The sequence below is a fragment of the Streptomyces albidochromogenes genome (genome assembly GCF_005981925.1).
Lineage (GTDB): Bacteria > Actinomycetota > Actinomycetes > Streptomycetales > Streptomycetaceae > Streptomyces > Streptomyces albidochromogenes.
The window spans coordinates 1-21774 of sequence record NZ_VBVX01000091.1 but is presented as its reverse complement, the minus strand read 5'-3'; the positions used below and the strand labels follow the sequence as shown (position 1 = coordinate 21774).

The 21774-nt window shown below is 71.0% G+C and carries 14 protein-coding genes and 1 pseudogene; 9 read left to right on the top strand and 6 right to left on the bottom strand.

Going from position 1 to position 21774, the window contains the following annotated elements:
* The 4 genes and pseudogenes from E2E34_RS36430 to E2E34_RS14570 all read left to right on the top strand — a co-directional run.
* Positions 1-171: pseudogene (locus tag E2E34_RS36430) on the top strand (CoA transferase); the annotation flags it as partial.
* Complete coding sequence (locus tag E2E34_RS14580) at positions 168-1310, top strand: acyl-CoA dehydrogenase family protein (protein ID WP_138902342.1); 1143 nt, start codon at positions 168-170, stop codon at positions 1308-1310. The pseudogene E2E34_RS36430 and the gene E2E34_RS14580, both read left to right, overlap by 4 nt.
* Before the next feature lie 47 nt (positions 1311-1357).
* Positions 1358-2572: an acetyl-CoA C-acetyltransferase gene (locus tag E2E34_RS14575; RefSeq protein WP_138902341.1), complete on the top strand. Its 1215-nt coding sequence runs from the start codon at positions 1358-1360 to the stop codon at positions 2570-2572.
* A 35-nt stretch (positions 2573-2607) separates the two neighbouring features.
* The gene (locus tag E2E34_RS14570) at positions 2608-4782 is read left to right on the top strand and encodes a 3-hydroxyacyl-CoA dehydrogenase NAD-binding domain-containing protein (protein ID WP_138902340.1); all 2175 of its coding nucleotides are present in this window, start codon (positions 2608-2610) and stop codon (positions 4780-4782) included.
* A gap of 96 nt (positions 4783-4878) precedes the next feature.
* Here the strand turns inward: E2E34_RS14570 and E2E34_RS14565 are convergent, their stop codons facing one another.
* The 4 genes from E2E34_RS14565 to sph form a co-directional block, all read right to left on the bottom strand.
* On the bottom strand, positions 4879-5607 hold the full coding sequence (locus E2E34_RS14565) for a MerR family transcriptional regulator (RefSeq protein ID WP_138902339.1): 729 nt from the start codon (positions 5605-5607) through the stop codon (positions 4879-4881).
* 184 nt (positions 5608-5791) lie between these two features.
* Complete coding sequence (locus E2E34_RS14560) at positions 5792-7447, bottom strand: FAD-binding oxidoreductase (RefSeq protein ID WP_138902338.1); 1656 nt, start codon at positions 7445-7447, stop codon at positions 5792-5794.
* A gap of 118 nt (positions 7448-7565) precedes the next feature.
* Complete coding sequence (locus E2E34_RS14555) at positions 7566-8600, bottom strand: cation diffusion facilitator family transporter (protein ID WP_138902337.1); 1035 nt, start codon at positions 8598-8600, stop codon at positions 7566-7568.
* Positions 8601-8778: 178 nt separating this feature from the next.
* On the bottom strand, positions 8779-9792 hold the full coding sequence (sph, locus tag E2E34_RS14550) for a sphingomyelin phosphodiesterase (RefSeq protein WP_138902336.1): 1014 nt from the start codon (positions 9790-9792) through the stop codon (positions 8779-8781).
* A 165-nt stretch (positions 9793-9957) separates the two neighbouring features.
* Here sph and E2E34_RS14545 point away from each other — a divergent pair, with 165 nt between their 5' ends.
* Both E2E34_RS14545 and E2E34_RS14540 read left to right on the top strand, forming a co-directional pair.
* Positions 9958-10887, top strand: coding sequence for an oxygenase MpaB family protein (locus E2E34_RS14545; RefSeq protein WP_138902335.1), 930 nt, complete (start codon positions 9958-9960; stop codon positions 10885-10887).
* A 136-nt stretch (positions 10888-11023) separates the two neighbouring features.
* The gene (locus E2E34_RS14540) at positions 11024-13795 is read left to right on the top strand and encodes a glycosyl hydrolase (protein WP_138902334.1); all 2772 of its coding nucleotides are present in this window, start codon (positions 11024-11026) and stop codon (positions 13793-13795) included.
* Between the two features lie 39 nt (positions 13796-13834).
* Here E2E34_RS14540 and E2E34_RS14535 read toward each other — a convergent pair whose 3' ends face one another.
* Together E2E34_RS14535 and E2E34_RS14530 are read right to left on the bottom strand one after the other, a co-directional pair.
* Positions 13835-14866 (bottom strand): LacI family DNA-binding transcriptional regulator, encoded by a 1032-nt coding sequence (locus tag E2E34_RS14535; RefSeq protein ID WP_138902333.1) that lies wholly within the window; start codon positions 14864-14866, stop codon positions 13835-13837.
* Between the two features lie 167 nt (positions 14867-15033).
* A complete protein-coding gene (locus tag E2E34_RS14530; RefSeq protein WP_138902332.1) occupies positions 15034-16545 on the bottom strand; it encodes a M1 family metallopeptidase in 1512 nt (503 codons plus the stop codon).
* A 166-nt stretch (positions 16546-16711) separates the two neighbouring features.
* Between E2E34_RS14530 and E2E34_RS14525 the strand changes: the two genes are divergently transcribed.
* The 3 genes from E2E34_RS14525 to E2E34_RS14515 all read left to right on the top strand — a co-directional run.
* The gene (locus tag E2E34_RS14525; protein WP_138902331.1) at positions 16712-18721 is read left to right on the top strand and encodes a Xaa-Pro dipeptidyl-peptidase; all 2010 of its coding nucleotides are present in this window, start codon (positions 16712-16714) and stop codon (positions 18719-18721) included.
* Positions 18721-20004: a M14 family metallopeptidase gene (locus E2E34_RS14520; protein WP_138902330.1), complete on the top strand. Its 1284-nt coding sequence runs from the start codon at positions 18721-18723 to the stop codon at positions 20002-20004. The genes E2E34_RS14525 and E2E34_RS14520 overlap by 1 nt, the downstream gene beginning before the upstream one ends.
* Positions 20005-20081: 77 nt before the next feature.
* Positions 20082-21774: BCCT family transporter (locus tag E2E34_RS14515; RefSeq protein ID WP_138902329.1), on the top strand; the 1693-nt coding region annotated here is incomplete at its 3' end.

Here is a 21774-nt window from a genome sequence, read left to right as displayed (position 1 = left end):
ACCTTCGTCACCCACGGCGGCCTCACCCAGCCCGCGCCCGCTCCGCGCTTCTCGGCCACACCGGGAGCCGTGCACAGCCCACCGGCCCTCCCCGGCGCGCACACGGCCGAGGTGGCGCGCGACTGGGACGTACCGAGCATCGAGAAGGCCGCCCGCAGGAGGCAGAGTTGAAACGTCGGATCTTCACCCCCGAGCACGAGGCGTTCCGGGAGACCGTGCGCACCTTCCTGGCCAAGGAGGTGACGCCGTACTACGAGCAGTGGGAACGGGACGGCATCGTCAGCCGGGACGCGTGGCTGGCGGCGGGCAGGCAGGGCCTGCTCGGCCTCGCGGTACCCGAGGAGTACGGGGGCGGCGGGAACGACGACTTCCGCTACAGCGCCGTACTGGCCGAGGAGTTCACCCGGGCCGGCGCCGCCGGGCTCGCCCTCGGCCTGCACAACGACATCATCGGCCCGTACCTCACCGGGCTCGCCACCGACGAGCAGAAGCGGCGCTGGCTGCCCGGCTTCTGCACCGGTGAGACGATCACCGCCATCGCGATGACCGAGCCCGGCGCCGGCTCCGACCTCCAGGGCATCCGCACGACGGCCGAGGACCGGGGCGACCACTGGGTCCTCAACGGCTCGAAGACCTTCATCTCCAACGGCATCCTCGCCGACCTGGTGATCGTCGTCGCCAGGACGTCACCGGAGGGCGGCGCCAAGGGCCTGTCCCTGCTCGTCGTGGAGCGCGGCGCCGAAGGCTTCGAGCGCGGACGCAACCTCGACAAGATCGGTCAGAAGTCCCAGGACACCGCCGAACTCTTCTTCAACGACGTACGCGTCCCCAAGGAGAACCTGCTCGGGGAGCTGAACGGCGCCTTCGTCCACCTGATGACCAACCTCGCCCAGGAGCGCATGGGCATCGCGGTCGCCGGGATCGCCGCCGCCGAGTACCTGCTGGAGATCACCACGGCGTACGTGAAGGAACGCGAGGCGTTCGGGCGGCCGCTGTCCAAGCTCCAGCACATCCGCTTCGAGATCGCGGAGATGGCCACCGAGTGCGCCGTCACCCGTACGTTCCTCGACCGCTGCATCGTCGATCACTCGAACGGGGAACTCGACGCGGTCCACGCGTCGATGGCCAAGTGGTGGGCCACCGAACTCCAGAAACGCGTCGCCGACCGCTGCCTGCAACTGCACGGCGGGTACGGCTACATGAGCGAGTACCGCGTCGCCAAGGCATTCACCGACGGCCGCATCCAGACGATCTACGGCGGCACGACCGAGATCATGAAGGAGATCATCGGTCGTTCGCTCCTCGCCTGACCCGCCGGACCCCCTCGCTGTCACGTATCCCCCGAAAGGCTGCTGTCTTGAGTACCGAAGCGTTTGTGTACGACGCGATCCGCACCCCGCGCGGACGCGGCAAGGCCAACGGCGCCCTGCACGGCACCAAGCCCATCGACCTGGTCGTCGGCCTCATCCACGAGCTCCGGGCCCGCTTCCCCGGGCTCGACCCGGCCGCCATCGACGACATCGTGCTCGGCGTCGTCAGCCCGATCGGCGACCAGGGCTCCGACATCGCCCGGATCGCGGCCATCGCGGCCGGGCTGCCCGACACCGTGGCCGGCGTACAGGAGAACCGCTTCTGTGCCTCCGGCCTCGAAGCCGTCAACATGGCGGCCATGAAGGTCCGCTCCGGCTGGGAGGACCTGGTCCTCGCCGGCGGCGTCGAGTCCATGTCACGCGTCCCCATGGCCTCGGACGGCGGGGCCTGGTTCGCGGACCCGATGACCAGCTACGAGACCGGTTTCGTCCCGCAGGGCATCGGCGCCGACCTCATCGCCACCCTTGAGGGCTACTCGCGGCGCGACGTCGACGAGTACGCGGCGCTGTCCCAGGAGCGGGCCGCCGAGGCGTGGAAGGACGGCCGTTTCGCGCGCTCCGTCGTCCCCGTCAAGGACCGCAACGGGCTGACCGTCCTCGACCACGACGAGCACATGCGGCCGGGCACCACCGCGGACTCCCTCGCCGGGCTGAAGCCGTCGTTCGAGATGATCGGGGAGCACGGCGGGTTCGACGCCGTGGCGCTCCAGAAGTACCACTGGGTCGAGAAGATCGACCACGTGCACCACGCGGGCAACTCCTCCGGCATCGTCGACGGCGCCGCTCTCGTCGCCATCGGCTCGCAGGCGGTCGGCGAGCGCTACGGCCTCACCCCGCGCGCCCGGATCGTCTCGGTGGCGGTGTCCGGCTCCGAGCCGACGATCATGCTGACCGGTCCCGCGCCCGCCACCCGCAAGGCACTCGCCAAGGCGAACCTGACCATCGACGACATCGACCTGGTCGAGATCAACGAGGCGTTCGCGGGCGTCGTACTGCGCTTCGTCAAGGACATGGGCATCTCCCTCGACAAGGTCAACGTCAACGGCGGCGCCATCGCCATGGGCCACCCCCTGGGCGCCACCGGCGCGATGATCCTCGGCACGCTCATCGACGAGCTGGAGCGACGCGACCAGCGGTACGGCCTGGCCACGCTGTGCGTCGGCGGCGGCATGGGCATCGCCACTGTCATCGAGCGTCTCTGACCGTCCCGTCCCACCCCTCACGGAGAAGAAGACTCATGAGCGAGAGCACCACCATCCGCTGGGAACAGGACGAGACCGGTGTCGTCACCCTCGTCCTCGACGACCCCAACCAGTCCGCCAACACCATGAACCAGGCGTTCAAGGACTCCATCGCGGCGATCGCCGACCGCGCGGAGGCCGAGAAGGACTCGATCCGCGGGATCGTCTTCACCTCGGCCAAGAAGACCTTCTTCGCCGGCGGCGACCTCAAGGACATGATCAAGGTCGGACCGGAGAACGCCCAGCAGGCGTTCGACACCGGTACGGCGATCAAGCGCTCCCTGCGCCGCATCGAGACGCTCGGCAAGCCCGTCGTCGCCGCCATCAACGGCGCGGCCCTCGGCGGCGGCTACGAGATCGCGCTCGCCTGCCACCACCGTGTCGCCCTCGACGCGCCCGGCTCCAAGATCGGCCTGCCCGAGGTCACTCTCGGCCTCCTCCCGGCGGGCGGCGGCGTCACCCGCACGGTACGCCTCATGGGCATCGCGGACGCGCTCCTCAAGGTCCTGCTCCAGGGCACCCAGTACAGCCCGCAGCGGGCCCTGGAGAACGGCCTGGTGCACGAAGTCGCCGCCACCCCCGAGGAGATGCTCGCCAAGGCCCGCGCGTTCATCGAAGCGAACCCGGAATCGCACCAGCCCTGGGACGTCAAGGGCTACAAGATCCCCGGCGGCACCCCGTCCAGCCCGCGCTTCGCGGCGAACCTCCCCGCCTTCCCCGCCAACCTCAAGAAGCAGACGGCGGGCGCCCCCTACCCGGCCCCGCGCAACATCCTCGCGGCGGCCGTCGAGGGCTCACAGGTCGACTTCGAGACCGCGCTGACCATCGAGGCCCGGTACTTCACCGAGCTGGTCACCGGACAGATCGCCAAGAACATGATCCAGGCGTTCTTCTTCGACCTCCAGGCCGTCAACTCGGGCGCCAACCGCCCCCAGGGCATCGAGCCCCGCCGGGTCCGCAAGGTCGCCGTCCTCGGCGCCGGGATGATGGGCGCGGGCATCGCGTACTCCTGCGCGCGCGCCGGCATCGAGGTCGTCCTCAAGGACGTGACGGCCGAGGCCGCCGCCCGGGGCAAGGAGTACTCCGAGAAGCTGCTCGCCAAGGCCCTGTCGCGCGGCCGTACGACCGAGGCGAAGCGGGACGCGCTGCTGGCCCTCATCACGCCGACCGCCGACCCCGCCGACCTGGCGGGCTGCGACGCCGTCATCGAGGCGGTGTTCGAGGACACCTCGCTCAAGCACAAGGTGTTCCAGGAGATCCAGGACGTCGTCGAACCGGACGCGCTGCTGTGCTCCAACACCTCCACGCTGCCCATCACCGGGCTCGCCGAGGGCGTCGCGCGTCCCGCCGACTTCATCGGCCTGCACTTCTTCTCGCCGGTCGACAAGATGCCGCTCGTCGAGATCATCAAGGGCGAGCGGACCGGCGACGAGGCGCTGGCCCGCGCCTTCGACCTCGTACGCCAGATCAAGAAGACGCCGATCGTCGTCAACGACTCGCGCGGCTTCTTCACCTCGCGCGTCATCGGCCAGTTCATCAACGAGGGCGTCGCGATGGTCGGCGAGGGCATCGAGCCCGCGTCCATCGAGCAGGCGGCGGCCCAGGCCGGCTACCCGGCGAAGGTCCTGTCCCTGATGGACGAGCTGACCCTCACCCTCCCGCGCAAGATCCGGAACGAGACGAAGCGGGCGGTCGAGGAGGCGGGCGGCACCTGGCCGGGCCACCCGTCGGACGCGGTCATCGACCGCATGGTCGACGAGTTCGGGCGTACGGGCCGAAGCGGCGGGGCGGGCTTCTACGAGTACGGCGAGGACGGCAGGCGCACCCGCCTGTGGCCGGGCCTGCGCGAGCACTTCGCGAAGCCGGGCGCGGAGATCCCCTTCGCCGACATGAAGGAGCGGATGCTCTTCTCCGAGGCGCTGGACACGGTCCGCTGCTTCGAGGAGGGCGTGCTGACGTCGGTCGCCGACGCGAACATCGGCTCCATCATGGGCATCGGCTTCCCGGCCTGGACGGGCGGCGCGATCCAGTACATCAACGGGTACGAGGGCGGCCTGCCCGGCTTCGTCGCCCGCGCGCGCGAACTGGCGGCGACGTACGGCGAGCGCTTCACGCCGCCCGCGCTGCTGGTGGAGAAGGCGGAGCGGGGCGAGAGGTTCAGCGACGCGTAACGCGCTCGCGCGGCCGGCGCCGGGGTCCCTGCCGGGGACACCGGCGCCGGGCGGGCGGGTCCTTCGGCCTCAGTCGTCGAGCAGCCGCCAGGCGGTTCACTCCGCGGTGAACGCCGCGCGCAGTTCCTCCTTCAGGGAGCGCTGGAACGCCGTCACCAGTGCCTGCACCACCATCGGCTGCATATGGGCCGACAGCGACTTCATCGCCTTCACGTGCTCGGGGTCCGACTCCCGCTCGCGATAGGGACCCCACACCTCGTCCTTGAAGAGCGTGGTCAGCGCGTGCGCCGCCGACCGCGTGTGCTCCAGCAGGATCGTTCGGGCCGCGAGGATCGTCTCGTGGGCTATCGGTACGCCGAGAAGCTGTACGCCGAGGGCCAGCAGCCCGGGATCGACCCGGAAGGCGTCCGGGGAGTCCGCCCGCTCCAGGACGCTCATCGCGGCGAGCCGGTCGATGTCCTCGTCCGACAGTGCCCGCCCCGCCCGGCGCTCCAGCTCCGCCCGGGTCGCGTCCTCCGCGGAATCCGGCGCCCAACTCGCCACCAGCCCACGGTGTATCGCCAGATCGTGCGCACTCAGATCGGCCGGCAGCTGCTCCAGGTAGCGCTCGATCGCGGCGAGCGTCATGCCGTGGTGCTGGAGCTCCTCGATGAGGGCCAGCCGCGACAGGTGGGCGGGCCCGTAGTGGCCGACCCGGCGCGGGCCGATGACCGGTGGCGGGAGCAGACCGCGCGTACCGTAGAAGCGCACCGTGCGCACCGTGACCCCGGCCCGTGCGGCCAGCTCGTCTACCGTGAGCGTCGGCTCTTCGGTGTCCGTCGTCATGTCCGCCCCTCGCCTTCCGCCGCCGTGCTTCTCCACAGTGCAACAGTATTGCTGTCTCACCATTGTTGTGAAAGCGTCCGGCTTCGCCACCCGCTGTCCGTGGCGGCCCGTACGGTCGCGGCATGTCCGCGATCACGTACGTACGACCGCCAGCGAGCGCGCACGGGTGATGGCGCCCCGGCGGTTAGGGTGTCGCCGGCACGGCCACGGACTGCGCGTGGCGGAAGATGTTGTGCGGGTCCCACAGCTTCTTGGCCCGCTGCAGACGCTCGTAGCCGCCCTTGTAGTACAGCTGGTGCCACGGCTGGCCCGACGTGTTCAGACGCTGGACGTCGAGAAGGTCCACGTCCGGGTAGTTGACGTAGCACCCGTCGGTGTTCGCATCCTTCGTCGCGGGGAACGCCGGATCGACCACCGCCGGGACCCCGCCGGTCGGCCCGTACACGTCCTGGTAGAAGTTCCTGATCCAGCGCAGATGCGGGGCGGCGATCCCGGAGTCCTTCTCCGCGTCGCGGTAGTCCAGGACCCCGTTCCTGTCGGCGTCGGTGTCCCAGGTCCAGTACGCCTGGTACTGGAGCTTCAGGACCGAGGAGCGCTGCGGCACCGCCGTGTCCTGTGCTCCCACCTTGTTGATCGCCCCGCCGTAGGAGTCGACCTGGACCAGGGCGTCCGGGTTGCTGTAGTCCGGATCGGTGAGATGGCGGTGGATCGCGTCGATCTGGTGCTCGGTGAACCCCTTCGTCATGTACGCCGACTTGTACTTGCCGCAGCGGTTCGGACCCGATTCGTTGAGGCTCTGCGTCGCGGTGAGCCACGGGAGCAGGGTCGGGATGAACAGGGCGCCCTGTGCGGGATGTTCACCGATCGCCTGGTCCAGTGGCGTCTCCTCGATGTGGTAGGTCCCGTCCGCCTTCTTGAAGTCCTGGGTGATCCACGCCAGGAAGGCCGCGAGGCGGGCCGGCGAGTCGTTCCTCGTGCCGTCGAGCTGGATGGTCAGGCCGACCTTGCCGCTGCTCATATGGGTGAGCTTCAGCAGGGTGAACAGGTCGTGGTAGGAGGCCGAGCCGAGGGGCGCCGGGAGCTGCCCGGCCTGCTCGTACGCGAAGAACTGCCCGTAACGGCGGACGAGGGACTTGAAGAGCTCGGGGTGTTCGAGGAAGTCCTTCCACGGCCAGGCCACGGACCTGGCCAGCACCTGGGCGGGGGGCTTCGGCAGGTCGCGGAACCAGTAACGCGTGATCACACCGAAGTTGCCGCCGCCCCCGCCGGTGTGCGCCCACCACAGGTCGCGCAGCGCCGCGTCGGCCGAGTCCTTGCGCGCCACCGTCCTCCTGGGCTGCTTGCCGTCGGCGACGGTGACCACCTCGACGGCGTAGAGGTAGTCGACGGTCAGGCCGGACTGCCGGGAGAGCAGGCCGTATCCGCCGCCCGAGACGTGGCCGCCGAGCCCGACCGAGTAGCAGGAGCCACCGGGCAGGGCGAGGCCGGTCGCCCGGTAGAGCTGGGTGGTGCTGTGCCAGTTCGTCGCGCCCGCCTCGATGCAGTACGCCTGCATCTCCGGGTCGAAGTACACCCCGTTCATCTGGCTCACGTCGACGATGACGCCGACGTCCCCGGACGAGACGAAGTTCTCGTAGCAGTGACCGCCCGAGCGCACGGTGATGCGGCGGTTCACCTGGGCCGGGTCGCCGACGAACTTGGCGACCGCCGCGACGACCTCGTCCGCCGACCGGGCCACCACGACGTAGTCGGGTGTGGCGATCCAGCGCTGGTTGAACCCCCGGCGCAGGGCCTCGTAGCGGGCGTCGCCCGGACTCACTTCGATCGGATGCGTGGCCATGCCGTCCCCCAGGGCAGAAGCGGAAACAGGTCGGATCGGCTGAGCGATCCGTCCCTGTCGTCACTCCAAGTTACCAGTCATGCCCGGTGAGTCACGATCTCGTTCGGGTGAATGTGCGTCACCGGACGGCGTGGTGCGCCAGCGGCGCGTGAGGGTCCGGTGCGGACGGCTCGGGGGCGTGGTCCACGTGGACCGTGGCGCCCGCCAGCCGGTGCACCGAGTGCAGCAGCGCGTGCTCCGCCGCGACCGCGACCGCGTGCGCCCGCACCACTGTCAGCCCGGGATCGACCACCACCGAGGTCTCGGCGCGCAGACTGTGCCCGATCCACCGCATCCGTACGGCGCCCACCGCCCGTACACCCTCGACGCGCGCGAGCGCGTGCTCGGCCTCGTCCACCAGCGCCGGATCCACCGCGTCCATCAGCCGGTGCCACACCTCCCGTGCCGCGCCGCGCAGCACGAGCGTGATCGCGGCCGCGATCAGCAGCCCGATCAGCGGGTCGGCGTAACGCCAGCCGAGCGCCGAGCCGCCCGCGCCCAGCAGTACCGCGAGGGAGGTGAAGCCGTCGGTGCGGGCGTGCAGCCCGTCGGCGACCAGAGCGGCGGAGCCGATCCTCCTGCCGGTACGGATGCGGGCCCGCGCCACCCACTCGTTGCCCGCGAAGCCGATCAGGCCCGCCGCGGCGACGGCCGGGAGGTGGCCGACCTCCTGCGGGTCGAGCATCCGGCGCACGGCCTCGTACCCGGCGAACACCGCGGAGGCGGCGATCACCAGCACCACGAAGACCCCCGCCAGGTCCTCGGCGCGCCCGAAGCCGTACGTGTAGCGGCGCGTCGCCGCCCGCCGCCCCAGCAGGAAGGCGACGGCGAGGGGCAGCGCGGTCAGGGCGTCGGTGGCGTTGTGGACGGTGTCGCCGAGCAGCGCCACGGAACCGGACAGCGCGACGACGACGGCCTGGGCGGCGGTGGTCGCCGCCAGAACGGCGAAGGAGACCCACAGGGTCCGCAGCCCGGCCGCCGACCCTTCCAGCGCGGAGTCGATCCGGTCGTGGGAGTGGTGGTGGTGTCCGTGTCCGAGGCCCCGCCGGCGTCCGTGTCCGTGGTCGTGTCCCTGGCCGTGCCGGTGCCCGCTTCCCTGTCCGTGACCCGTCATGTCCACCACCGTGACACACCGACACCCCTGCGGCCACTGCCGAAAAACCGCCCGTGACCAGGTGCGAATCACTCGCGATTGCGCGGACCGGGACTCGTGCGGCCCGTCGCCCCGGCGCTGCGCCCACCGGGACGAACGGGCCGGGGCCGACGGGCCGCACGGTCGGCGCGCCACGTGGTCAGCGGGCGCCGGCCACGACCGGGTAGTGGTCGGACAGGTTCGTGTACGTGTACTGCTTGCCCCAGCTGGAGACGGTCCAGGGCGCGCTCTGCTCCTTGATCACCTCGTTCGTCCAGCCCGCCGGCTTCACGTGCCCGGCCCGGTGCAGGACGTAGTCGAGGTCCTCGCGCGGGTCGTCGGGGTAGCGCTCGGAGGCGATCGAGTTGTCGGCGGTGTCGAAGGAGTACGGGTGGCCGGTGCGCGCGTCGCCGCCGTTCAGGCCGCCGTCGGCGAGCATCGTGGCGTACTCCGGACTGTGCGAGTCGACGTTGAGGTCACCCGCGACGATCACCTGCTCGGAGGCGGGGATGTTCTTGCCGTCGAGGAAGGCGTCGATCGCCTTGAACTGCCGGCTGCGCGTCTGGGCGGCCTCGCCGGCGCCGCAGCCCGGGTCGGTGGACTGGGCGTGCGTGCCGACCACGTGGACCCTGGTGCCGTTCACGTCCAGTACGGCGTACACGAAGCCCTTGTTGGAGTACCAGTCGGCGCCGCACGCGTCCTTGTAGACGTACTGCTCCTTGCGGACGACCGGCCACTTGCTGAGGATCGTGACCCCGCCGTCCTCCGGAGTCGTGGCGGAGTACGAGCCGCCGGTCGCGTCCCAGCCCGTCCTGCTGCGGCCCATCACCGGCGTCTGGTGCGGGTACTGCGCGGCGGCGTTGCTCTTCAGCGCGTCGGAGGCACTGTTGTCGAAGGCCTCCTGGAGCACGACGACGTCGTTGCCGCGGAAGAACGGGGCCGCCGGTATCGCCTTCGCGCGGTGGTCCTGGCCCCAGTTCGGGTAGAGGTTCTTGCTGAAGAGGAAGGCGTTGTACGACAGCACCCTCAGCGAAGGCACCGCGGCCGGCGCGGAAGCGGCGGCCGGGGCCGCCGGCGCCGCGGCGACCTGCGGGGCCGACGCGGCGAGCGCGGCGGCCGCCAGGACGGTGGCGAGGGCGGCGCCAGGGGTGCGGCGGAGCGCGGAGTGCGGCACGGGGACTCCCGGTGTGAGGGGCGGGCAATGATCGGCGCGGCACATCAAATCAGCCCGAGTTACCTTCCGGTAGCCATTGGACGGCGAACGCACGGCGCTCCGCACACGATCTCCCCAACTGATCTCCTCGCCCGGCCGCGACCCGCCCGAACGCATACTGGAGGCATGAAGATCAGCGAGCGGGACCCCGCGCCGCCTCCCCCCGGCGGCGTCCTGTGGTCCGTCGCCGGTGACGTGCGCGCGCTGCTGATGCTGCCCGCCGCGCTGACCCTTCAGGTCGCGCGCCCGGCCGTCGGCGCGGGCGTCGACCAGCACTCGGTCTTCCGCACGGACCCGTGGGGGCGCGGCGAGCGGTCCCTGCGCTCCCTCCAGTTGTGGGTGTACGGGGGAGAGGCGGGCGCCGAGGAGGGCCGCCGGCTCCGGCGGCTGCACCGGACGATCCGGGGTGCCGACGCGCACGGCCGCCCGTACCACGCGCTCGACCCGGCCCACTACTCCTGGGTCCACGCCACCGGCTTCCCCTGCTACCGCCACGCGCTGAGCCATCTGTGGCGGCCGCTCACCGAGGCGCAGGAACGGCAGCTGTACGCCGAGTGGCTCCAGGTCGGCCGCATCCTCGGCATCGACGACCGGGGCATGCCGCAGACCGTCGAGGAGTTCTGGCCGTACTACCGCCGGATGCTGGCCGAGGAGGTGGAGGCGACCGTCGTCGTGCGCGAACTGATTGCCGCCGACGCCCCGGTGCCCGCCCCCGACCGGGGGCCGCTGCCGGTGCGCCTGGTCCTGCGGGCCCTGTGGCCCGTGCTGCTGCCGCCGCTGGCCCGCTTCCGGGCGTTCGTCACCGTCGGCTACCTGCCGCCGGACGCCCGCGAGGCGCTGGGCCTGGAGTGGAGCGACGCGCGGGAGCGCAGGCTGCGCCGCTACAGCCGCGTCGTACGCACCCTGGTGCCGCTGCTGCCGGAGCGGCTGCGCTATCTGCCCCTGGCGCGCGAAGCCAGGGCGCGGCGCCGCGACGCGGCCGCACACCTCGGCCGAGAGCGCTCTCAGCAGTCCCTCGGAGCATGCTCCCGCACGCGCCGATCCGTCAACACTTGAACAGGTGGTTGCTGAGCGCGTCTGCAACTCCCTTCTGTGTCACATGTATTGACACTTCTATTTCATAAGTTTTACGTTCCATGACATCTGAGAGCGCTCTCGGACGCCCTTCCCCCACCACCCCGAGGTGCCGTCCATGCCATCTCCGCCCTTCAGATCCGCGTCCGCGCTGATCCTCGTGTCCGCCCTGACCGCTCTCGGTCTCGGCTCCACCGCCACGCCCGCGGCCGCCGCCACCATCCCCGTGGGCTGGGGCAGTTACTCCGACGTACGCCCTGCCGGAACCTCCGGCCCCACCACCAACACCGGCACGCCCGTCACCCCCAAGCTCACCGCCGCCGCGAAGGACAAGCCGCTGCCCACCAACGACTGGTGGTCCTCCCTCGCCTTCCAGCGGTACGGCGACAACCCGCACTCCACACCCATGTACGGCCACCCGCTCACCTACCAGGCCACCGCCGCCGGCCTGGAGGTCGGCTACCCGACGACTCCCGCCGTCGTCGGGGACGGCCGCCAGTACGAGTACGCCCACAAGCGCGACCTCACGCTCGGCCTGACCGGCCTGAACTCACCCGACACCAAGGCCGACGACTGGTCCGACTGGACCGTCACGCCCTACTGGTCCGACGGCGCCCGCACCCTGCGTACCACCATCGGCCACGGCATGCCCTTCGTGTACGCCAAGGGCTCGGGCGCCGGCGCGCAGATCACCACCGCCGCGGCCCCCACGGTCTTCGCCGACCAGGGCAACGTCCTCGGCATCACGGTCGCCGGCCACCATTACGCCCTGTTCGCGCCGACCGGCAGCGACTGGAACATCGCCGGCTCCACCCTCACCGCCGGCCTCGGCGCCAAGGACTACTTCTCGCTCGCCGTACTGCCCTCCACCGACGCCCTCGCGACGTACAAGAAGTACGCGTACAGCTTCGTCACCGGATCGAAGGCGGCCTGGAGTTCCACCGGCGGCACCGTGAAGGCGACGTACACCCTCACCACCGAGGCGAAGGAGGGCAGCGAGACGGGCACGCTCCAGGCCCTCTACCGCCACCAGTGGCTGCACACCTCCGACCCGCTCACCCCGTACACCTACGTCTCGCCGCGCGGCACGATGAAGGTCCGCGAGGGCGCCTCCTTCACCACGAGCCAGCGGGCCTCCGGCGTGCTGCCGGCGCTGCCGCAGTCGAGCGGCGTCGACAAGGCCAGGCTCCGCGGCCACCTCAACGAGGTCGCGAACGCCGCCGACCCCTTCTCCGGCGCCACCGACACCTACTGGACGGGCAAGGCGCTCGGCCGCCTCGCCCAGCTCGTGCCCGTAGCCGACCAGATCGGGGAGACCGCCGTACGCGACAAGCTGCTCGGCCTGATGAAGGGCCGTCTGCAGGACTGGTTCACGGCCGGCGGAGCCAACGAGTTCTCGTACGACAAGACCTGGAAGACGCTGACCGGATACCCGGCGTCGTACGGCAGCGACACCGAGCTCAACGACCACCACTTCCACTACAGCTACTACGTCTACGCCGCCGCGATCGTCGCCCAGTACGACCCGGCCTGGGCCGCCGACTCCGCGTGGGGCGGCATGGTCAAGACGCTCGTACGGGACGCCGCCAACCCCAGCCGCACCGACACCGCGTTCCCCTTCCTGCGCGGCTTCGACGTGTACGCGGGCCACAGCTGGGCCTCCGGCCACCAGGGCTTCGCCGCGGGCAACAACCAGGAGTCGTCGTCGGAGTCCACCAACCTCAGCGCCGGGCTCGTCCTGTGGGGCGCGGCGACCGGTGACACGGCCCTGCGCGACCTCGGCACGTACCTCCTCACCACCGAGTCGGAGGCGATCGCGCAGTACTGGTTCGACGCCGACGAGCAGGTCTTCCCGTCCTCCTTCGGCCACGACACGGTCGGCATGGTGTGGGGGAGCGGCGGGGCGTACGCCACCTGGTGGACGGCCAACCCGGAGGAGATCCACGGCATCAACGTCCTGCCGGTGACCGGCGGTTCACTGCACCTGGGCGGCGAGAAGGCCGCCATCCGGCGCAACCTCGCCGAGATGGAACGCGAGAACGGGGGACCGGCCGTCGAATGGCGCGACATCCTCTGGGAGTTCCAGTCGCTGGCCGACCCGGCCGCCGCCAAGGCCAAGTGGGACGCGGGCCACGCGGGCTACACCCCCGAGCAGGGCGAGTCGAAGGCGCACACCTACCACTGGATCAGCACCCTCGACACGCTCGGCGCCCCCGACGCCACGGTCAGCGGCGACATCCCGACGTCCGCCGTCTTCACCAAGGGCACGGTACGGACGTACGCCGCCCACAACCACACCTCCGCCGCCCGCACCGTGACCTTCTCGGACGGCGGGAAGCTCACCGTCCCCGCCCGCTCGACCGCGACCGGCACCGGAGGCACCGACCCGGGCCCCGACCCCGAACCGCCCACCGGCAACACCTTCCAGCTGCGCACCGGCGGCACCCTCACCACGGCCACCGGAACCACCGCCGCCTCCGACACCCTCGCCTCGGCGGGCGGCGCCAACCACGACGGCACCCCGCACCAGCCGCTGACGTACACCGCCAAGGGCGTCAACGGCACCCTCAAGTCCGGTGTGCCGACGGCCTTCCGGCTCCAGGTCGACGCCGGCACGGCCGTCGGGCTCGGCCAGCAGGCGCGCGTCAGCTACGACCTGACGGGCGACGGCACGTACGACCGGACGGAGACCTACCAGTACTTCGCCACCGATCCGGTGGCGGGCTGGGAGGACTACACGCAGGCGCGCGGCCTCAAGTCCGCGACCGGCACGCTCGGCGACTTCAAGGGCGGCACCGTACGCCTCGAAGTGTGGAGCGCCATCGGCAGCGGCACGGCGAAACTCCGGACCGGAACCGGCGATTCGGTGCTGGTGATCCCCTTCCAGTGACCCGGGCGCACCCCCCGCACGCGGCGGGCCCCCGGCCGGTCAGGCCGAGGCCCGCCGCACCAGCTCGGTCGGCATGATCACCGACGCCGGCGCTCCCGGCCCCCGGTCGCCACCGTGGTTCAGGACCCGCATGAGCAGTCTGACCATCAGCCGGCCCATACCCTCGATGTCCTGGCGGACCGTGGTCAGCGGGGGATCGGCCGCCTCCGCCACCGTCACCATGTCGTCGAACCCGACGACCGCCACGTCCTCGGGCACCCGCCGCCCGCGCTCCCGCAGGACCCTCAGGGCGCCGGCGGCCATCAGGTCGTTCGCCGCGAACACGGCGTCCAGGTCCGGCGCGCGCGCCAGCAGTTCCGCCATCGCGCGCGCCCCGCTGTCCACCGTGAAGTCGCCCCGCGCGGTGAGCGCCGGGTCTGCGTCGAACAGGACGTCGTGGTAGCCGTCGGCGCGGTCGATGGCGGAGGTCTGGTCGGCGGGGCCCGCGATGTGCGCGACGCGTTCGCGGCCCAGGCCCACGAGATGCCGCACGGCGGTACGGGCCCCGCCCCGGTTGTCGCAGTCGACGTACGGGACGGCCGCCGCCCCGGCGCCGGGACGGCCCCCGTAGACGGTCGGGACCTTGGAGCGGTGGACGAGCGCGGGCAGCCCGTCGTCGTCGTGCAGCGAGAAGGCGAGCGCTCCGTCGACGTGACCGCCCCCGAGGTAGCGGGCGATCCGGTCGTAGTCGCCGGGCCCCTCCACCCACAGCAGCACCAACTGCGAGTCGTGCGCCGTCAGTTCCCGGCTGATGCCGCGCACCTGCTGCTCGAAGAAGGGGTCCGAGAAGATCCTGAACTCCGGCTCGGCGATGATCACGGCGACCGCGCCGCTCTGCCGGGTGACGAGGGACCTGGCCGCGTGGTTCGGTACGTACCCCAGCTCCTCCACGGCTTCCCGCACCTTGTCGGCCAGCGGCCGCCGCACGCCCGCGCCGCCGTTGACGACCCGTGAGGCCGTGGCCCGGGAGACCCCGGCACGGGCCGCGACGGCTTCCAGGGTGGGACGGGAACCAGCGGGCTGCTCGGGCAAGGCGGGTGCTCCTCGGCGGTGCGGGACAGGGCTGCTGGTCACCGAGGATATCCGTGGCCGGTACGCCGTGAGAGCGCTTCCACCCACTCCCGCCGCAAGCCCCGCCCCCGCGCGGCGCGACGCCGCCGCCCCCTCGCGCGGGGGCGGCGGCGTCGGCGTACCGCCGGTCAGTGGTGGTCGTGCGCGTGGATCGTGTTCGTCGCGGCGATCTTCTTCCACGACGCGGGCCGCGCGGGCTTCGCCCGCTCACCGGCGGTCGAGCGCGCGATCCGGGACTCGGCCGCCTCCGGGGCGCCGGGCTTCGACGGCTGGTACAGCCAGGTGTCGAACAGCTCGGCGAGCGGCTTGCCCGACACCTTCTCGGCGTACTTCACGAAGTCCGCCACGCTCGCGTTGCCGTGCGCGAACTTCGCCGGCCACCCCTTCAGGATGGTGAAGAAGTCCTCGTCCCCGACCTCGTTGCGCAACGCCTGCACGGCCAGCGCGCCCCGGTCGTACACGGCGATGTGGAACTGGTTGTCCGGGCCCGGGTCGCCCGGTTCCACCGTCCAGAACGGGTCGTCGGCGGCGCGCGTCTCGTAGACGTAGTCGGCGAGCTCCTGCGCCGTGCCCTCACCCTCCTTCTCGGACCACAGCCACTGGCTGTACCGGGCGAACCCCTCGTTGATCCAGATGTCCTTCCAGCCCTTCACGGCGACGCTGTCGCCGTACCACTGGTGGGCCAGCTCGTGGACGACGACCGAGACGTTCGCGCCGTTCGCGAACTGGCGGGGGCTGTAGAACGGCCGGGTCTGCGTCTCCAGGGCGTACCCGCTGGTGACGTTCGGTACGTAACCGCCGAGCGCGTTGAAGGGGTACGGGCCGAAGACCTCGCTCAGGTACTCCGCCACCTCGGTGGTCCGCTCGATGCTGGCGCGCGCGGCCCCGGCGTTGTCACCGAGGTCCTTGCTGTAGGCGTTGAGCACGGGCAGCCCGTTCGCGGTCCGGTCCGTGGTGATGTCGAACCTGCCGACCGCGAGTGTGGCGAGGTAGCTGGCCTGCGGCTTGTTCGAGCGCCAGTTGTAGCGGGTCCAGCCGAGCTTCGAGCTCTGCGACTGGAGTACGCCGTTGCTGATGGCCTGCGTGCCGTCCGGCACCGACACCGAGACGTCGTACGTCGCCTTGTCCAGCGGGTGGTCGTTGCTCGGGAACCACCAGACGGCGGAGTCGGGCTCCTGGGCGGCGACGCCGCCGTCGGGGGTGCGGTGCCAGGCGGTGTAGCCGCCGATCTTCAGCTCGGAGGACTTTCCGGCGTACCGGACGACGACCGAAACGGCCCGGCCCTTCTCCAGCGGGGCGGCGGGCGTGACGACGAGTTCCTGCTCCCCCTCCTTGGCGAACTTCGCCTTCTTCCCGTTCACCCGTACCTCACTCACCCCCAGACCGAAGTCGAGGTTGAAGCGCGACAGGTTCTGCGTGGCGGTGGCGAGGATCGTCGCCGTGCCCTCCAGCAGGTCGGTCCTGGGCTGGTACTTCAACCGCAGGTCGTAGTGGGAGACGTCGTATCCGCCGTTGCCGCTCGCCGGGTAGTAGGTGTCGCCGATGCCCGGAGCGCCGGGAGTGAAATCCGCGGCCGATGCCGGGATCGCCAGCACAAGAGAGGCCGCCAGGGCGCCCGGGGCGATGAGTCTGCGGTGCACGGATGCTCCAAGTGGTCAGTTGGAAGAATCTGTTCGCACCATATTCAGCTCACACGCCACCAGTCATGTCCATGGTCGCTCCTGTCACACAACTGCCATCCGGCCGACACGAGTCCCCCTCCTGCCCTCTTTTGCACGGCAGTTGACCGGAGTAACTTCCAGGCCCATGCCGATACCTGTGCGGGGACCCCGCTCGAAATGGCGAAGGCTCGTCCCGGCGGCCACCGCCGCCCTGATGGCGGTCATGCTGACCCCGGCGAGCGCCCAGAGCGCCACACCGCGGGAGAGCAGACCGGTCTACTCCTACGACGACGCGATCCGCGAAGCCGTATGGGTCGACACGCGCATGGACGGCGACGCGGACGGGCGGACCGACCGGGTCGCCGTCGACATCGTCCGCCCCCGGGAACCGGCTCACAATGGCCGGAAGATCCCCGTCATCATGGACGCCAGCCCGTACTACGCCTGCTGCGGGCGCGGCAACGAGAGCCAGCGCAAGACGTACGACGCGGACGGGAACCCGGTCCAGTTCCCCCTCTACTACGACAACTACTTCGTCCCCCGCGGCTACGCCTTCGTCGCCGTCGACCTCGCCGGAACCAACCGCTCCGACGGCTGCGTGGACGTCGGCGGCCACTTCGACATCCAGTCCGCCAAAGCGGTCGTCGACTGGCTCAACGGCCGGGGCAAGGCGTACACCAGCCGCACCGGCGGCGAGCGCGCCACGGCCGGCTGGTCGACCGGGAACACCGGGATGATCGGCAAGAGTTACGACGGCACCATCGCCAACGGCGTCGCGGCGACCGGCGTCGAGGGCCTGAAGACCATCGTCCCGATCGGTGCGATCTCCTCCTGGTACGACTACTACTTCTCCCAGGGCGCGCCCCTCTACGACAGCGGCCCCGAGTGGCTCTCCGACTACGTCGAGAGCCCCGCGGCCCGCGCCCGCTGCCAGGCGGTGCAAAAGCGCCTGGTCGACGAGGCCCCGCGCAACGGCGACTTCACGCCCCTGTGGGCGGAGCGCGACTACGTACCGGACGCGGAGAACGTCGACGCCAGCGTCTTCGTCGTCCACGGCATGCAGGACCTCAACGTCCGCGCCAAGCACTTCGGCCAGTGGTGGGACGCACTCGCCGACGCGGGCGTCGAACGCAAGATCTGGCTGTCGCAGACCGGCCACGTCGACCCGTTCGACTTCCGCCGCGCCGATGGGGTCTCCCCGGCCCGAGCGGAGCCGAGAGCCGGGGGATGGGTGCGGACGCTGCACCGCTGGTTCGACCACGAACTCCTCGGCTACGACAACGGCATCGACCGCGAACCGATGGCCGACATCGAGCGCGCCCCCGACCAGTGGTCCACCGACACGGTGTGGCCGCCCCGCGCCACGGACGCCACCACCGTGCGCCCCGGCAAGGGCGCGGCGCCGGGCGTCGGCACCCTGTCGCTGAAGCGCGCCGCACCCGGCGCCACGGAGACCTTCACCGACGACCCGAAGCTCTCCGAGAGCGACTGGGCGGCCGCGATCGACACCTCCACCCCCTCCAAGGCGGGCTTCGCCACCAAGCCGCTCACCCGCGACCTCCGCCTGTCCGGCTCCTCGCAGGTGACCGTCACGGCGACGCCCTCCACCTCCACCGCGCACCTGTCCGCCGTCCTCGTCGACCTGGGGCCGGACACCATCCGCGACTACACCGCCCCGGGCGAAGGCATCACCACCCTGGCCGAGCGCACCTGCTGGGGCCCGAGCACCACGGGTGACAGCTCCTGCTTCAAGGAGACGAAGGCCCGTACCGCCGATGTCGACCACACCGTGTTCAGCCGGGGCTGGGCCGACCTCGGCACCCACGCCGACCCCGCCGAGGGCCGCCCGCTCACCCCGGGCAAGCGGCACACCATCACCCTCGACCTCCACGCGAGCGACCACGTCGTGCCCGCCGGACACCGTCTCGCCCTGATCGTCGCAGGCACCGACGCCGGCCTCATCGCCCCTCCGTCGACCACTCCGACGCTCGGCCTGGCGCTGTCCCGCACAGCTGCGGACCTGCCCGTCGTGGGCGGCGCCAAGGCGTTCGCCCGCGCCACCGCCGGCTCGCGCCTCCTCGCACCGTCGCCGGCCCGCCTCGACGGCGTGGCCGAACCCCGCGCCAAGCGGCCGATCCCGGGAGCCACCCGCTGATGCACCCCCGTGTCCGCGCCCTCGTCGTCGCCGCCACGGCGGCGGCCCTGGCCGCACCCCTGACCGCCACCACGGCCCAGGCGTCCGCGCCACCACCCCGCACCGGTTTCGAAAGGACCGACGGCGCGAGCTGGACCACCCAGCCCGACGAGCAGACCTTCCTGCGCGCCGTCGACCGCGTCAGTGACCGGGTCACGATGTCCACGATCGGCACGACCGTCCACCGGCGCCCGCTGAACCTCGTGCGCATCGCGGCCCAGCGGCACACCGCGGCCACCGTGCTGCTGATCTGCTCCCAGCACGGCGACGAACCGTCCGGCCGCGAAGCCTGCCTGACCACCGTCAGGGACCTCGCGTACGCCAAGGACAGGAAGACCCTCGACTTCCTCGCCCGCACCACGGTCCTCGTCATCCCCACCGCGAACCCCGACGGCCGCGCGGCGAACACCCGCACCAACGCCGACGGCGTCGACATCAACCGCGACCACATCGTCCTCAGGACGGCCGAGGCCCGGGCGATGGCCGCCGTGACGCGCGACCACCGGCCGGACGTCATCTACGACCTGCACGAGTACGGCGCCACCCCGCCGTACTACGACAAGGATCTGCTGGCCCTCTGGCCCCGCAACCCCAACACGGACCACCGGGTGCACGCGGAGGCCCGAACCCTCTCCGAGTCCTATGTACGCCCGCACGCCCGGCAGGCCGGATTCACCAGCGGCATCTACGGCATCTGGACGGACCCGGTCACCGGCGAGCCGGTCAAGCAGGTGGCGGGCGACGGCCAGGAGCGCATCCTGCGCAACACGGCCGGCGTCAAACACTCGGTGGGCCTCCTGGTGGAAACTCGGGTGGACCCGCTGACCGAGGCCGAGAAGAACAGCCCCGCCCTGAACAACAGGCGCCGGGTGAACACCCAACTGGCCGCCCTGACCGGCGCCTTCGCCTTCGTGGACGAGCGCCGGGCCCGCATCGGGGCCGCCACCGCCCGCGCCCGCCTGGAAGGCTTCGCGGACCGGGGTCCGATCCATCTGGGCGGCGCCGACAACGACCCGCCCGAACCGGCCGAGACCATCCAGGATCCCCCCTGCGGCTACCACCTCTCGCCGGCCCAGTACGCGGAGGTGAAGGACGAGCTGGCCCTGCACGGGGTCACCTCCCACCCCCGCGGCGAGGGCGCGTACGTACCCCTGCGCCAGTCGCGCCGGGCGCTCGCGGCGCTCCTGCTCGACGATCGCGCGGCCTACCCCCTCACAGCCGGGAGGCCCGACACCGCCTGTTAGGCAGCCGTGATGTGCGACGCATGTGGTAGGGGGTACGGGAGCGAAATCAGCTCAGTGCTTCCCGAAAGGTGCCGCTTGTGTCGCACGATCAGAAACCGGCTCAACGGCTTCGGCTGCCGGTGAGGGCGGCTCTCCCGGGCCGCCATCCGCACGAGGACGAGACGCCCCGGACCGACCGGGTGGTGTTCGGCGTGACGGCCGTGCTCACCCTGGCCTTCGTGCTCTGGGGCTCCGTCTTCACGGACACGCTGGAGAGCGTCTCCGACACGATGCTGAGCGGCCTGATGCACAACGGCGGCTGGGCCTTCGTCCTGGCCGCCTCCGGCTTCGTGGTCTTCGCCCTCTGGCTGGCCATCAGCCGTTACGGCCGGATCCCCCTCGGCCAGGAGCACGAGGGCCCGGAGTTCCGGACCGTCTCCTGGGTCGCGATGATGTTCAGTGCCGGCATGGGCATCGGCCTGATGTTCTACGGCGTCAGCGAGCCGCTCGCGCACTACGTCACCCCGCCGCCGGGGACCGACCCCGCCGACTCGGCGGACGCCATGCAGACGGCCCTGGCCACCACCCTCTTCCACTGGACCCTCCACCCGTGGGCGATCTACGCGGTGGTCGGCCTCGCCATCGCGTACAGCACCTTCCGGCGCCGCAGGCGGCAGACCATCAGTGCCGTCTTCGTCCCGCTGATCGGCAAGAAGCGCGTCGACGGAGCCCCCGGCCGGCTGATCGACATCCTCGCGATCTTCGCCACCCTCTTCGGCTCCGCCACCTCGCTCGGCCTGGGCGCCCTGCAGATCGGCAGCGGCTTCCGCGAACTGGGCTGGATGGAGAAGGCGGGCACAGGTCTCCTGATCTCCATCATCGGAGTCCTCACCGCCGCGTTCGTCTTCTCGGCCGTCTCCGGCGTCGAGAAGGGCATCCAGTGGCTGTCCAACACCAACATGGTCCTGGCAGTGATCCTCGCGGTCTTCGTCTTCGTCGCCGGCCCGACCATCCTGATCCTCGACCTGCTCCCCACCTCCCTCGCGGCCTACATCGACCAGATCCCGCAACTGGCAGGCCGTACCGAGGCGGCGACCGGCGGCGGCGAGGTCTCCGAATGGCTGAGCAGCTGGACGGTCTTCTACTGGGCGTGGTGGATCTCCTGGACGCCGTTCGTCGGCATGTTCATCGCCCGCATCAGCCGCGGCCGTACGATCCGTCAGTTCGTGGGCGGCGTCATCCTCGTCCCCAGCACCGTCAGCTTGGTCTGGTTCGCCGTCTTCGGCGGTACGGCGATGAAACTCCAGGAGGGCAGGCAGCTCGCCGACGAGGCGACACCGGAGGGGCAGCTCTTCGGCGTGCTCCAGGAGTTCCCCATCGCCGGCGCGATGAGCCTCCTGGTCATGATCCTGGTCGGCATCTTCTTCATCTCGGGAGCCGACGCCGCGTCGATCGTGATGGGCACGCTCTCCCAGCGGGGCACCTTCGAACCGGCGCGGTTCGTCGTCATCTTCTGGGGCGTGGTGACCGGCGCCGTGGCGGCGGTCATGCTGCTGGTCGGCGACGGCAAGGGGGACGCGCTGGCCGGTCTGCAGAACCTCACGATCCTGGTCGCGGCGCCCTTCGTGCTCGTCATGATCGGCATGTGCATCGCCCTGATGCGCGACCTGCGTCTGGACCCGCTGATCGTCCGCGGCGAGATCGCGGAGGAGGCCGTGGAGAGCGCGGTGATCGCGGGCCACGAGAAGTACGCCGGCGAGTTCGAGATCCGCATCGGCCCCGGCACCCCGG